This window comes from Prescottella equi (assembly GCF_020171745.1).
In the GTDB taxonomy this organism is placed as follows: Bacteria; Actinomycetota; Actinomycetes; order Mycobacteriales; family Mycobacteriaceae; genus Prescottella; species Prescottella equi_A.
Map to the genome: position 1 here is coordinate 221,119 of NZ_JAIVAH010000022.1, position 13,678 is coordinate 234,796.

The following is a 13,678-nucleotide window of genomic DNA, read 5'->3' on the forward strand; positions in this document are numbered from 1 at the left end:
TAGCCTATCCTCGCATGCTTGTCGTCGCTAACTACCGAGAATCAACCGAAAGTTGGACGCGCGCCCGATTTCACGCGCTCACGTCGTCGAGAGCCGCGGCGATCGCCGGGGGGAGGACGAGATCCTCGGCCGACAGCACGCCGGTCAACTGCGCCAGATCGCGTGCTCCGACAACGGCGCTCGCGATGCCCGGACGGTCCCGTGCCCATGCCAGTGCGACCGCGAGAGGTGAGGTGCCGAGACCGTCTGCGGCGGTGAGGACGGCGTCCACGACCCGGACCGACGTCTCGGTCAGATAGCTGCGCACCTCCACGGCGTGAGCCGGGTCCGCGCCGCGCGAATCGGCCGGGATGCCGTCCCGGTACTTGCCGGTGAGCACGCCACCGGCGAGCGGGACCGCCGCGAAGACGCCGATGCCGTGGTGCGCGGCGGCCGGCAGCAGTTCCTCCTCGACGCCGCGGGCGAGCAGCGAGTACTCGGCCTGGGTGGCGACGAGTCGTCCCGGGCCGGAGCGACCCGCGGCGGTGGCCAGTTGCCATCCCAGGTAGCCGCGCGCGCCGGTGTAGCGGACCCGTCCGCTGGTGACGGCGTAGTCGAGGGTGTCGGCGATCTCGTCGACGGGGGTCAGTCGGTCCCACGTCGCGACCTGCCACATGTCGAGGTGGTCGGTGCCGAGTTCGCGCAGCGTCGCGTCGAGCTGGGTCAGCAGTCCGCGGCGTGAGCAGTCCACCCGCTGCTCGGGCGGCGCGAACGGGTTGATCCCGGCGCTGCCGCCGAGGATCAGGTAGTCACGCGGTACGACGTCGTCGAGCAGTTCCGCGAGCAGCCGCTGCGCCTTGCCGTCGCCGTACGCGGGGGAGGTGTCCACGAGCGTGCCGCCCGCGTCGACGAACGCGGACAGCTGAGCCGCGGCCTCGTCGCCGTCGGTGTCCCGGCCCCAGTGCAGGGTGCCCAGACCGAGCCTCGACACTCGCAGCCCGCTCGATCCCACTGCTCTGTATTCCATAACCGCCCACGCCTCGACACCGGATGAATTTCGTCGGCGAGTGGTACCCGCCGATCAAGAACACTAGTGGCGCGCACGGCGCGCCGAGTACAGCCACGCCGGGTACCGTCTGTGCCGTGAAACTTGGACTACACGCGTGTAATCCGGATGCCCCCAACCTCATCCGCCGTACTGCCCGCTTCTCGTGTGGCCCGGGGTGCCTCGCGTGATCGGCGAGGCCATGACCTGGCTCCAGGCGATCGTCCTCGGAGCGGTGCAGGGTCTGACGGAGTTCCTGCCCATCTCGTCGTCCGGACACCTGCGCATCGTGTCCGAGATCTTCTTCGGTACCGATGCCGGCGCGTCCTTCACCGCCGTCACCCAGTTGGGCACGGAAGCCGCTGTGCTGCTGTACTTCGCGCGCGACATCGGACGCATCGTCGTCGCGTGGTTCCGGGGCCTGTTCCATGCCGAGCATCGCTCCGACCTCGACTACCGCATGGGCTGGTACGTGATCCTCGGCACGATTCCCGTGGGCGTGCTGGGGTTCCTGTTCAAGGACCAGATTCGCACCGGCGCAAGGAATCTGTGGCTGATCGCGACCATGCTGATCGTGTTCGCGCTGGTGATCGCGGCGGCCGAGTACTACGGACGCAAGACGCGTCCCATCGAGGACCTGCGGGCCCGGGACGGCATCATCATGGGCTCGGCGCAGGCGCTCGCGCTGATCCCCGGCGTCTCGCGCTCGGGCGGCACCATCAGCGCCGGTCTCTTCCTCGGACTCACCCGTGAGGCGGCCGCCCGGTATTCGTTCCTGCTCGCGATCCCCGCGGTGGTCGCGTCCGGATTGTTCAGTCTCCCGGATGCATTCGAGCCGGCAGGCGAGGGTCTGATCGCGTCCGGTCCGCAGTTGCTGGTCGCCACCCTCATCGCGTTCGCGATCGGCTACGCCTCGATCGCGTGGCTGCTCCGCTTCGTCGTCAACCACTCGATGTACTGGTTCGTCGGATACCGCATCGTGCTCGGCGTACTCGTGCTCGCACTGCTCACGACCGGCGTGGTCTCGGCGACGTGACCGGCGTCGGAGCGGGATCCCACTAGGCTGTAGCGCATGACGGTGATCCTGCTCCGACACGGACGTTCGACCGCGAACACGGCGCGCACACTGGCCGGTCGGTCGGCGGGTGTCGCGCTCGACGAACTGGGTGTGGAGCAGGCGAAGGGCGTGGTCGACCGGCTGGCCGGGCTCGCGGTCGCGGAGATCGTCCACTCGCCGCTGCTGCGCTGTGAGCAGACGGTCGCCCCGCTGGCCGTAGATCGTGGAATCACTCCCCGCGTCGAGGATCGTCTGGTCGAGGTGGACTACGGCCAGTGGACCGGGCGAGAGCTGAAGGAACTGGTCGAGGAACCGCTCTGGAAGGTCGTCCAGCAGCATGCCTCCGCCGCGGTCTTCCCCGGTGGCGAGGGTCTGGCGCAGGTGCAGGCCCGCGCCGTGGAGGCGGTGCGGGAGCACGACCGTCGGCTCGCCGACGAGCACGGGGCCGACGTGCTGTGGGTCGCTTGCAGCCACGGTGACGTGATCAAGGCCGTACTCGCCGACGCGGTCGGCACACATCTCGACGGGTTCCAGCGCATCGTCACCGAACCTGCCTCGATCAGCGTCGTCCGGTACACCGACACCAGACCGTATGTCCTGCGGATGAACGACACCGGCGGTGATCTGACAGGCCTGGACGGGCGGGGGCACAAACCCGACGCGCGCGAGCCGGTTCCCGGCGGTGAGGTCGGTAACGGCCGCTAGGCGGATAATGAGGCGGTACGCAGAATTCGAGGAGGTGCAATGCCGCGCGCGATACACGTTTTCCGCACCCCTGATCGATTCGTTGCGGGGACGGTCGGAGAGCCGGGCGACCGGTCCTTCTATCTCCAGGCCGTCCACGACGCCCGGGTGGTGAGCGTGCTGCTCGAGAAGCAGCAGGTGCAGGTGCTCGCGGACCGGATGGGGCTACTGCTCGAGGAGGTGCACCGCAGGTTCGGGACGGCGGTGCCACCCGAGGCCGGGGAACTCGGTGATCTGAGTCCGCTCGAGACACCGCTCGACGTGGAGTTCCGGGTGGGCACGATGGGCCTCGGCTGGGATGCGGAGGCCGAATCGGTCGTGGTCGAGTTGCTCGCGGTGAGCGAGACGGAGTTCGACGAATCGGTCGTCCTCGACGACACCGAGGAGGGGCCGGACGCGGTCCGCGTCTTCCTGACCCCGGTCCAGGCCCGCGAGTTCGCGCTGCGATCCGAGCGGGTCATCGCGGCCGGTCGGGCACCGTGCCCGCTGTGCGGGGAACCACTCGGTTCCGACGGCCACGTGTGCATCCGCACCAACGGATATCGCCGGATCGCCGGGTTCGACTCCTCCGTCGAGTTCGGGGAAGAGCTCTGACCGCGGTGCCGATCGACCCACTCGATCCCGCCGACGGCGCACTGCTCGCGGAGGGCGAGCTGACCCTGGTCGGTCGGATCGTGCACGCCAGCAACGCGACCCTCGTGTGTGACGCGTCCATCGACGGACGGTCGGTGCGCTGTGTGTACAAGCCGATCCGCGGCGAGCAGCCCCTGTGGGATTTTCCGGACGGGACGCTCGCCGGGCGGGAGGTCGCGTCGTACCTGATCTCCGAGGAACTCGGGTGGGGCGTCATTCCGCCGACGATCCTGCGGGACGGCCCGTTCGGTCCGGGCATGGTCCAGCGGTGGATCGACACCCCGGAACGGCATCCCGAGGTCGGTGGGCAACCGGAGCTCGTGGACATCTGCCCGCCCGAGGAGGTGCCCCCGGGATGGCTCGAGGTGCTGCGGGCACTCGACGTCCAGGGCACGGAGGTGTCGCTGATCCACGCCGACGATCCGCGGCTGCAGCGGATGGCGGTCCTCGACATCGTGCTCAACAACGCGGACCGCAAGGGCGGTCACGCGCTCGAGGGCGTCGACGGCTCGGTGTACGGAGTCGACCACGGCATCTGCCTGCACGAGCAGGACAAGCTCCGGACCGTGCTGTGGGGGTGGGCCGGGGCACCCGTCTCGGACGACCTCGTGGCCGATGTGTCCAGGCTGGCCGAGCGACTGTCGGGCGATGAACTGCCGTCGGTGCTCGCCGAGCACATCACGGTGGGCGAGATCGAGGCGCTGCGCGAGCGCGTGGCGATGCTGCTCCGGGAGCCGGTGATGCCGCATCCCGCGGGTTCGCGCCCCATCCCGTGGCCCGCGTTCTAGGTGCCGTCCTGCCGGGCGCGGATCAACTCGATCAGCAGCGCGCGTAGTGCGGACGGATCGGACACGGCCGAGGTGAGCGACTCGTCGTCCTGTTCGAGGGCGAGGAGCCTTGTGTAGGTGTCGCGGCCCGACGCGGTGATCGAGACTCGTTGCCGGCGTTCGTCGCCCGGATCGGTCGCGCGGGTGACGAAGCCGCCGCGTTCGAGGCGTTCGACCGTCCGGCTCATCGTCTGGTCGGTGACGCGGCATGCGCGGGCCATGTCGCGCTGCGAGCGAGGACCGTCGGTGAGGGTGTGCATCGCGATCAGGCCGGCATGGGTCGTGCCGTGGGCGCGCAGCAGCTCTTCCCACGAGTGCTCCACCAGGCGTGCCGCCGTCGACAGCAGCCGTCCGGTGGGCCACGCGTCGAAGCCGCCGGGGGCCGCCGGGCGGGTCGGATCGGGCTGGGACAAGGGCGTCTCCGTGCAATTGTTCAGCGGGCTGAATAAACTTCGGTGCGAAGTGTCCCGAGAGTAGCCGTCGACCGACCCCGGAGGCCCCGTGAGCAAGCCGGCAACCAACAATTCGGCACCCCGCCGCACGTCCCGCTGGCGGTGGCTGCTCCCGGCGGTGCTGGTGCTCGTGTGGCTCGGCGTCGGCGGCTTCGGCGGGCCGTTCGCCGGCAAGCTCGGCGAGGTCCAGCAGAACGACAACACCGCGTTCCTGCCGGCGTCCGCGGAGGCCACCGAAGCGGGGGCGCTGTACGAAGGCTTCACCGACACCCGGTTCGTTCCGGCGATCGTCGTCGCCGAACGCGATTCGGGGACAACGCCGTCCGATGCCGACTTCCTGGCACAGGCGGGCGCTGCGGTGGCCGGGCAGGAAGGCTTCGGCGACCGGACGTCGCCGCCGATCCCGTCCGAGGACGGCCGGGCTCTGCAGATGATCGTGCCGATCGATTCGACGGTCGACGTCGGTGACAGCGTCGAGGCGCTGCGTGGCGACCTGAGCAGCCCGCCGGACGGGCTGACCGTGCTGGTGACCGGTCCGGCCGGGCAGGTCGCCGACCTCACGACGGCGTTCAAGGGCATCGACGGGCTGCTGCTGTTGGTGGCGGCCGCGGTGGTCCTGCTCATCCTCGTGGTGGTCTACCGCAGCCCGCTGCTGCCGTTCCTGGTGCTGTCGTCGGCGGTGTTCGCGCTGGGCCTCGCGAGCCTGCTGGTCTACCTGCTCGCCGACGCCGGCGCGATCGCGCTCAACGGGCAGAGCCAGGGCATCCTGTTCATCCTCGTGTTCGGCGCCGCCACCGACTACGCGCTGCTGCTGGTGGCGCGCTACCGAGAGGAACTGCACAACGAATCCGACCGGTTCGACGCGATGAAGCGGGCCTGGCGGGCCACCCTCGAGCCGGTCGCGGCGTCCGCCGGCACGGTGATCGCCGGCGTGCTGTGCCTGCTGCTGTCGGACCTGAACTCCAACCGCGGCCTGGGGCCGGTCGCCGCGCTGGGAATCGCCGCGTCGTTCGTGGCGTCGATGACGTACCTGCCCGCGGTGCTGGTGCTGTTCGGCCGCGTCGCCTTCTGGCCCAAGCGCCCGGCGTTCGACCCGGCGCACGCCGACCGTGACGAGGCGGCCGATCACCGGTTCTGGGGTGGCCTGGCACGCCGGGTGGGCGCGCATCCGCGACGGTTCTGGGTCGCGTCGACGCTTGTGCTCGCGGCGTTCGCGCTCCTGCTGCCGATGTTCAAGGCGAGCGGTGTGGCGCAGTCCGACGTCTTCCTGCTCGACGTCGACTCCGTCGCCGGTCAGCAGGTTCTCGGTGAGCACTTCGACGCCGGATCCGGTTCGCCCGCGATTGTCGTCGCCGACGCCGGTGCGCTCGACGGCGTACTCGCGGCGTCCCGGGTCGACGGCGTGAGCGAGGTGCAAGCCGTCACGGCACCGGGGGAGACGGCCCCACGGGTCATGGATGGCCGGGTCGCGATCCAGGCGACGCTCACCGATCCGGCGGACTCGCTCGCCGCCGAACGCACGATCGAGCGGCTGCGCGAGTCGGTGCACGCGGTGCCCGGCGCGGACGCCCTGGTGGGCGGGCCGACCGCGACCGATCTCGACACCAAGAACACCTCGATCCGGGACCGGACGGTCATCATCCCGGTCGTGATCCTGGTGGTGTTCGCGATCCTCGCGCTGCTGCTGCGGTCGCTGCTGGCGCCGTTGCTGCTGATGGGCACCGTGGTGCTGTCGTTCGCGGCGACGCTCGGGGTCTCGTCGCTGGTGTTCGATCACCTCTTCGGTTTCCCCGGCGCAGATCCGGTGGTGCCGCTGTTCGCGTTCGTGTTCCTCGTCGCCCTCGGCATCGACTACAACATCTTCCTCATGACCCGGGTGCGCGAGGAGGCAATGCGCGTCGGCACCCGACGGGGTGCGCTGCGGGCGCTGACGGTGACCGGCGGCGTGATCACGTCGGCGGGTGTGGTGCTGGCAGCCACGTTCTCGGCGCTCGCGGTGATCCCGCTGCTGTTCCTCGCGCAGATCGCCTTCATCGTGGCGTTCGGCGTGCTGCTCGACGCCCTGCTGGTGCGCTCGCTGCTGGTGCCCGCACTCACCGTCGACATCGGGCAACGGATCTGGTGGCCGAGCCGTCTGGCGTCGGCACCGGAGCCGTCAACCACGCCGCCCGCGAGGGCGGAATCGACTCTCCACTAGGCTCGTTCCCATGCAGTCTTGGTCCGACACCGCAGTCCCGTCCGTGCCCGGTCAGGGGCCGGCCCTCCGGCTCTACGACACCGCGGATCGGCAGGTGCGGCCGGTCACTCCGGGCGCGACGGCGAAGATGTACGTGTGCGGCATCACGCCGTACGACGCGACCCACCTCGGTCACGCCGCCACCTATCTGACGTTTGACCTGGTGAACCGGGTCCTGCGGGACGCAGGCCACGGCGTGCACTACGTACAGAACGTCACCGACGTCGACGACCCGCTGTTCGAGCGCGCCGACCGTGACGGCGAGGACTGGGTGGTGCTCGGCATGCGCGAGACGGCCCTGTTCCGTGAGGACATGGAGGCGCTGCGGGTGCTCCCGCCGCAGGACTACATCGGGGCCGTGGAGTCGATCGGCGAGGTCGTCGAACTGGTCGAGAAGTTCGTCGCCTCCGGCGCGGCCTACGTGGTCGACGACCCCGAGTTCCCCGACGTGTACTTCCGGGCGGACGCCACCGCGCAGTTCGGCTACGAGTCCGGCTACGACCGCGCCACCATGGATCACTTCTTCGCCGAGCGTGGCGGCGACCCGGACCGCGCCGGCAAGCGCGATCCGCTGGACGCGCTGGTGTGGCGCGCGCAGCGTCCGGGTGAGCCGTCGTGGCCGTCGCCGTTCGGGCCGGGCCGTCCCGGCTGGCACATCGAGTGCGCCGCGATCGCCCTCAACCGCATCGGGTCGGGCTTCGACATCCAGGGTGGCGGCAGCGACCTGATCTTCCCGCACCACGAGTTCTCCGCGGCGCACGCCGAATCCGCCACCGGCACCGAGCGTTTCGCGCGCCACTACGTGCACACCGGCATGATCGGGCTGGACGGTGAGAAGATGTCGAAGAGTCGCGGCAACCTCGTGTTCGTGTCGAAGCTGCGCGGCGAGGGTGTCGATCCCGCCGCCATCCGGCTCGGTCTGCTCTCCGGGCACTACCGCGTGGACCGCCCGTGGACCGACCAGGTGCTGTCCGACGCGCAGGAGCGGCTCGCCCTGTGGCGCAAGGCCGCTGCGCTCGAGTCCGCGCCGTCCGCCGACGACACGATCGCACGGCTGCGGCAGCACCTCGCCGACGACCTGGACACCCCCAAGGCGCTCGACGCGATCGACGGTTGGGCACGTCGGGCCGTCGATCACGGCGGACCGGATGCGTCGGCGCCCGCGGCGTTCGCGACCGCGGTGGACGCGCTGCTGGGCGTCGAGCTGCGCTGACCTACAGCCGGGTGAACTTTCCGCTGTCCGACTCGAACTCCGTGAGCAGTTCGGTTGTGAGTGTCGGGCGGGTGTCGGCGATCGCCGCGAGGTAGTCCTCGGTGGTCGCCGGACGGCCCGACCGGTCGGCGACCTCGCGTTCGAACGCGGCCTGCGAGCCCTTCCGAGAGGCGAACTCGATGTCGGCGGGGGTGAACAACTCGCTCGCCTCGACCAGTCGATCGAGGTCGACATGGGCTGCCGAGGCGCCGAGATACCGTTGCCAGACGGCCTTCCGGGCAGGCTCGTCGGGCGGGCCGACCGGGATCACGTAGTCGAAGCGCCCCGGCCGCAGGAACGCCGAGTCCAGGGAATGCACCGAGTTGGTGGCGCACACCATCAGTCGGCGCTCGCCCTCGCGGAACGCGGGAATGAGCTTGAGGAGTTCGTTCGTGACCCCGTGCGCCGGGTTGGTGGCGACTCCTGTTCGGGCGCTGGCGATCTCCTCGACCTCGTCGATGAACAGCACCACCTCGTCGAGGTCGGCCAGATCCGCGAAAACCTCGCGTAGCGACGCGGCGAGACCGCCCTCGGAGGAGGCGGCGAGTCGGGACGGGAACAGTTCGACGAACGGCCAGTCGAGTCGGGAGGCGATGGCCTTGGCGAAGCTGGTCTTGCCGGTTCCGGGTGGGCCGAACAGGATCACCGCCTTGGGCGGCTGCACGCCGTAGCGGTCGGCGAGATCGGGGTTCTCGAGCGGCGAGACGATGCGGCGCTCGATGACCTCCTTGACGCCCTCCATGCCGGACATGGTGTGCCAGAGGCCGTCCGGCATGACCCGGCCACCGAGTTCGCTGAGCAGTGTCTTGTCCGGGCCCAGCGGTTCGAGCATTTCGTAGTAGACGAGGCCGTCGCGGCGGTGGTAGCCGGAGTGCTCGAACGCCGCCGATCCGGTGGCGGCATCCGGGAGCACTGCCGAGATGCGGTGCGCGCCGGCGCTCCGCAGCCGCCGCTCGAGGTTGGCGAGCAGTGCGCTCCCGATACCGCGGTTGCGCCAGCGTGCTCCGAGCGCGACGAGCAGTATCCACGCGCGTTCACCGTGGACCTGCGCGACGGCCATGCCCACCAGTTCGTCACCGACGGTCGCCACCACCGCGGGCTGCCCGGCCCGCGCAGCGGCCATCACCTCCGCGAGCGTGAACACCGGTTCCGGGGAGCCAGGCACCCGGCTCTGATCCCAGATCTGGATGGCCTGGTCCAGATCGTCGTTCTGGAAGTCGCGCAATCGCCACACCGGCATCTGTGTTCACCTCGATCCGATCGGGTCTTTCACATCGTCGGGTCTCTCAAGTAGACACCGCGGCTTCGGCGCTGTCAGCCCGTATCGCCGACCTCGACGGCCACGGGATCTGGGCAAATCGGCTGGTCAACGACCTGTTCGCGGGCAATCCGCTGTGGTGCGCCTCACCCGGTCGTTAGATTGTGGGTGGGTCTACTGCGACGCGTGGAGGCGATCGGCCATGACACCGGACGAACTCATGAACGAGGCGTGCCGGCTCGCGATCGAGTCGGTCGAGAACAACTGGGGTGGTCCGTTCGGGGCGGTGATCGCCCGCGACGGGGAGATTGTCGCGCGGGGACAGAACCGGGTGCTGCTGACCGGTGACGTCACCGCGCACGGCGAGGTCGAGGCCATCCGCAAGGCGATCCAGGTGCTCAACGCCGAGGCGCCCAGCATCTCGCGTGCGTACGTCGACGAGTCCACGCTGAAACTGGTGCCGCGGCCGGAGGGATCGCCGGATCGGGTGCCGGAGCGGGCGCGCATGCTGATGGGGATGGAGATCTTCACCTGCGGCGCGCCGTGCCCGATGTGCATGAGTGCGATCTACTGGTCCCGGCTCGACGCGGTCTATTTCGCGAGCGATCTGCCGGCCACCAGCCGCATCGGTTTCGACGACGCATTCCAGTACGAGGACTTCACCCGGCCGCTCGCGGACCGCTCCATCAAGATCGAGCAACTTCGGGCCGACCTCGGCGCCGCGGCCTACGAGACGTGGGCCGAGAAGCCCGACAAGCACCCGTACTGACATGGCGGCGCCGGATCCGCGCGCACGGACTCCGCGGCCCGCGACGGTCGTCGTCACGCATCGGTTGCGCCCCGGGATGGACGCCGACTTCCGACGCTGGCAGAACGAAGTCGACTCTGCGGCAGCATCGTTCACCGGCTTTCTCGGCACGGAGGGCACGCCTCCGGTGAATGGTGGGTCCGAGTGGTCGGTGGTGTACCGCTTCGACTCGCTGGACCACCTGCGGGACTGGCTCGACAGCGACCGGCGGCGGGATCTGGTCGACGGCGCCGGCGCGCTGTTCGTCGCGCCGCCCACCCAGAACGTGTTGCTCGAGAACGGTTCGGATGCGGTGACCGTCGTGGTGTCGCACCCGCCGGTGCCCGGCCGGGAGTCCGAGTTCCTGGCATGGCAGCACCGAATCACCGACGCGGAGAGGAAGTTCCCCGGCTTCCGGGGATCCGAGTGGCACCCGCCGATTCCGGGGGTGCAGGACGACTGGACGATCCTGTTCACGTTCGACTCGCAGGAGCATCTCGACCGGTGGCTGGATTCACCCGAACGCGCGTCGCTGCTCGCCGAGGGATCGGCGTTCAAGGACTTCACCGTGCGGCCCATCCCGAGCCCGTACGGATCCTGGTTCCCCGCGACCGGGGCCGGGGACGCGCCGGTGCCGTCGTGGAAGACCGCGCTGTCGGTACTGGTGGGGCTGTACCCGCTGGTCGTGGTGCTCACGATCACCATCGACGAGTTGTGGCCGGGCGCGCCGCTGTGGGCGAGCCTGCTGATCGGCAACATCGCGTCGGTGTGCCTGCTGACCTGGGTGGTGATGCCGGTGGTGACCCGCGCCCTGCGGTTCTGGCTCGAGCCCGGCGATGCGGGGGATCGGCGCATCGACACGATCGGGCTGATGGTCTCGGTCGGCTTCCTGGCGGTCGCCGCGATCGTGTTCTGGCTCGCCACGACGGTGGTGTGGTCGTTGCCCTGACGGCCCGGTTCGCCGGCTAACCCGATCCGGTGACCGTGAGCCACAGCAGTGCGATGTTGAGCGCGATGATGAGGCCGACGCACAGCCAGGCGGCCGCGGTGGTGGCCGTGGCGTTGCGTTCGGGACCCATCAGGTCCGGGTCCGACGTCATCCGCACGAGCGGCACGAGGGCGAACGGGATGCACAGGCTCAGCACGACCTGACTGATCACGAGTGCGTACGTCGGATCGACGCCGATCCCGAGCACGATCAGCGCGGGAATGAGCGTGACGATCCGCCGGGTGAGCACCGGAATCCGCATGTTCAGCAGTCCGTGCATGATCTCGGATCCGGCGGCACACCCCACCGATGTCGACGCCAGACCGGACGCGAGCAGGCCCACGGCGAACACCACCGCGACGCCCGGGCCGAGCGACGCCTGGATGGCTGCGTGCGCGCCCTCGATGCTGTCGGTGTCCGGTACGCCGCGCAGCGCCGACGCGGCGAGCAGCAGCATGCCGATGTTCACGCCGCCCGCGACGATCAACGCCGAGGAGACGTCCCAACGCGTGACGCGCAGCAGTCGATGGAGGCGTGGGCCGTGCCCCGCCGCGCCGTGCCGATCGCGGGCGAGCGCGGAGTGCAGGTAGATCGCGTGCGGCATGACCGTGGCGCCCAGCATGCTGGCCGCGAGCAGCACGGTCTCGCTGCCCTCGAATCGGGGAACCAGTCCGGCGACGGCGTCGCCCGCCGAGACGTCGGTGAAGAGCAGTCCGGTGAGGAATCCGATCGTGATGATCGCCAGCAGTCCCATCACCACGAACTCGAAGGTCCGCTGTCCGCGTCGCGACTGGATCGACAGGATGATCATCGAGACGACGCCGGTGATGAGCCCGCCGACGAACAGTGGCAGACCGAACAGCAGGTGCAGGGCGATGGCGCCGCCGATGACCTCCGCGAGGTCGGTCGCGGCGGCCATCGCCTCCGCCTGCAACCAGAACGCACGGCGGTTGCCCGTGCGCAGGCGTCGGCCCAGCATCTCCGGCAGGGACCGTCCGGTGACCAGGCCCAGCTTCGCGGACAGGTACTGGATCAGCACCGCCATCGCGTTCGCGAGCACGAGCACCCAGATGAGCAGATAGCCGTACTTGGCGCCCGCGGTGAGATTGGCCGCCACGTTGCCGGGGTCGACGTACGCGATGGCGGCGACGAACGCGGGACCCATCAGGGCAGCGGAGCGCAGGCCGGCGCCTCGACGTCGTGGCGCCGAGGGGGCGTCGATCTCGGTGCTCACTGGACTCCGCTCGCTGAACTCTCCGGGGACGGGCAGCGAGTACCGCCCGAGCGGTGATTCGCTAGTACGGACTATAGAGTTCGGGTCGCCGAACTTTCAAGCCTGTGCCCTGACCACGTGAATCGCCCCCTGCCGGACGTGCTGTCCGGCAGGGGGCGATCGGGTCGTGCGTCAGAAGTCGGGCGTCAGTGGAAGACGGCGAGTGCGCGCTGGAAGCTGTCGATCCGCTGGACCAGGCCGTGCGTGCCGCCGTTGACGATGCGGGACACCGACTCGATGCTGCCGGAGTCCGACACGGCATTGAGGTTGCGGGACTGCCAGTACCACGCGGCGGTCTCGAAGGCGTTCTCCGGCGTCGCCATCAGCTCGGGGTTCGCGATGAAGTCGATGCCGAGGTACTGGCTGACGCTCTCGTAGTTGTGGCGTCCGGTCACCTGGATGGCGCCGCGGCCCTTGAAGCGCTCGCCGTCGCCGGGTGCGAAGTTGCCCAGATCCGAGCGCCCCTCGTAGGCGCGACCGGACGCGTACTCCTCGAACGTGCGGAACGAGTCGGACTCGACCACCAGCTGCGCGATGAACGCGGCCTTCCGCAGCGGGGTGTCGATGGCGGCCTTCGCCAGCGCCTCGTTCAGCGGCGCGACGTACTGCGCCAGGCGGTCGGGAGCCACCTGCGGGACGATGTTCACGAGCTCGTCGAGCGTGACCGACGCGGGAGCCGGCGGGGGCGGGGGTGCGGGCAGGGTCGGTTCCGGCATGACCCGCGCCTGCGGGACGGGCGCCGGTGCCGTGGAGGACAGGGGAAGGTCGAGTGCCTTCAGCAGTCCGGCGGTGTCGAGGAACTGCGCGGGAGCGGCGGGTAACGCCGGTGCGACGCTCGCGTTGGCGACCGGGCCGGTCGCAAGGTTGCCGGCACACAGCCCGGCGACGGTGGCGGTGGCGAGGACGGCGACACGGGCTCGCGACAGGAGTCCGCGCTGGGTGCCGCTCTTGCGATCGGTCGTGCAGTCAGGGGTGTTGTGCAAGGCTCATGCTCCGGCTTTGGGCTGCGGGGGCAGCCATGTCGGGCGTGAACACCGGTATCATCGGAAGCGGTCGTCGTGATCGAGACCGTTTGATCACCGGGTGGTCACGGCAATGTCACAACCAGATAACAGGCCGTTACCGAAGATCTTCAAGTCATCGAGAC

13 protein-coding genes are annotated in these 13,678 nt (G+C 69.6%); 8 read left to right on the forward strand and 5 right to left on the reverse strand.

Features of this window, described 5'->3' with window-relative positions; all coding sequences use genetic code 11:
* Positions 1–70: 70 nt before the first annotated feature.
* On the reverse strand, positions 71–1,006 hold the full coding sequence (locus tag LCL87_RS19090) for an aldo/keto reductase (RefSeq protein ID WP_225022544.1): 936 nt from the start codon (positions 1,004–1,006) through the stop codon (positions 71–73).
* Positions 1,007–1,214: 208 nt separating this feature from the next.
* Here LCL87_RS19090 and LCL87_RS19095 point away from each other — a divergent pair, with 208 nt between their 5' ends.
* From LCL87_RS19095 to LCL87_RS19110, 4 genes are read left to right on the forward strand one after another with little or no spacing between them, the layout of a single operon-like run.
* Entirely contained in the window at positions 1,215–2,060 is an 846-nt protein-coding gene (locus LCL87_RS19095; RefSeq protein ID WP_225022671.1) for an undecaprenyl-diphosphate phosphatase, read from the forward strand.
* A 36-nt stretch (positions 2,061–2,096) separates the two neighbouring features.
* Positions 2,097–2,786, forward strand: a complete 690-nt coding sequence (locus LCL87_RS19100; RefSeq protein ID WP_225022546.1) for a histidine phosphatase family protein — start codon at positions 2,097–2,099, stop codon at positions 2,784–2,786.
* Positions 2,787–2,825: 39 nt separating this feature from the next.
* On the forward strand, positions 2,826–3,419 hold the full coding sequence (locus tag LCL87_RS19105) for an Rv2134c family protein (protein ID WP_225022547.1): 594 nt from the start codon (positions 2,826–2,828) through the stop codon (positions 3,417–3,419).
* A 5-nt stretch (positions 3,420–3,424) separates the two neighbouring features.
* Positions 3,425–4,246, forward strand: coding sequence for an Rv2133c family protein (locus LCL87_RS19110; protein WP_225022549.1), 822 nt, complete (start codon positions 3,425–3,427; stop codon positions 4,244–4,246).
* Here the strand turns inward: LCL87_RS19110 and LCL87_RS19115 are convergent.
* On the reverse strand, positions 4,243–4,698 hold the full coding sequence (locus LCL87_RS19115; RefSeq protein ID WP_225022551.1) for a MarR family winged helix-turn-helix transcriptional regulator: 456 nt from the start codon (positions 4,696–4,698) through the stop codon (positions 4,243–4,245). The two genes, LCL87_RS19110 and LCL87_RS19115, sit on opposite strands and share 4 nt — an antisense overlap.
* An 88-nt stretch (positions 4,699–4,786) precedes the next feature.
* Between LCL87_RS19115 and LCL87_RS19120 the strand changes: the two genes are divergently transcribed.
* Positions 4,787–6,934 (forward strand): MMPL family transporter, encoded by a 2,148-nt coding sequence (locus LCL87_RS19120; RefSeq protein ID WP_225022559.1) that lies wholly within the window; start codon positions 4,787–4,789, stop codon positions 6,932–6,934.
* A gap of 10 nt (positions 6,935–6,944) precedes the next feature.
* Positions 6,945–8,186, forward strand: a complete 1,242-nt coding sequence (gene mshC / locus LCL87_RS19125; protein WP_225022561.1) for a cysteine--1-D-myo-inosityl 2-amino-2-deoxy-alpha-D-glucopyranoside ligase — start codon at positions 6,945–6,947, stop codon at positions 8,184–8,186.
* A 1-nt stretch (position 8,187) separates the two neighbouring features.
* On the opposite strand, the gene LCL87_RS19130 is transcribed toward mshC, so the two are convergent.
* Positions 8,188–9,465: a GNAT family N-acetyltransferase gene (locus LCL87_RS19130; RefSeq protein WP_225022563.1), complete on the reverse strand. Its 1,278-nt coding sequence runs from the start codon at positions 9,463–9,465 to the stop codon at positions 8,188–8,190.
* Positions 9,466–9,685: 220 nt separating this feature from the next.
* Here LCL87_RS19130 and LCL87_RS19135 point away from each other — a divergent pair, with 220 nt between their 5' ends.
* Both LCL87_RS19135 and LCL87_RS19140 read left to right on the forward strand, forming a co-directional pair.
* Positions 9,686–10,252: a nucleoside deaminase gene (locus LCL87_RS19135; RefSeq protein ID WP_510850806.1), complete on the forward strand. Its 567-nt coding sequence runs from the start codon at positions 9,686–9,688 to the stop codon at positions 10,250–10,252.
* 1 nt (position 10,253) lies between these two features.
* The gene (locus LCL87_RS19140) at positions 10,254–11,219 is read left to right on the forward strand and encodes an antibiotic biosynthesis monooxygenase (RefSeq protein ID WP_225022572.1); all 966 of its coding nucleotides are present in this window, start codon (positions 10,254–10,256) and stop codon (positions 11,217–11,219) included.
* Between the two features lie 16 nt (positions 11,220–11,235).
* Here LCL87_RS19140 and LCL87_RS19145 read toward each other — a convergent pair whose 3' ends face one another.
* Complete coding sequence (locus tag LCL87_RS19145) at positions 11,236–12,492, reverse strand: Nramp family divalent metal transporter (RefSeq protein WP_225022574.1); 1,257 nt, start codon at positions 12,490–12,492, stop codon at positions 11,236–11,238.
* A 185-nt stretch (positions 12,493–12,677) separates the two neighbouring features.
* The gene (locus LCL87_RS19150) at positions 12,678–13,514 is read right to left on the reverse strand and encodes a glycoside hydrolase family 19 protein (protein WP_225022576.1); all 837 of its coding nucleotides are present in this window, start codon (positions 13,512–13,514) and stop codon (positions 12,678–12,680) included.
* Between the last annotated feature and the right edge of the window lie 164 nt (positions 13,515–13,678).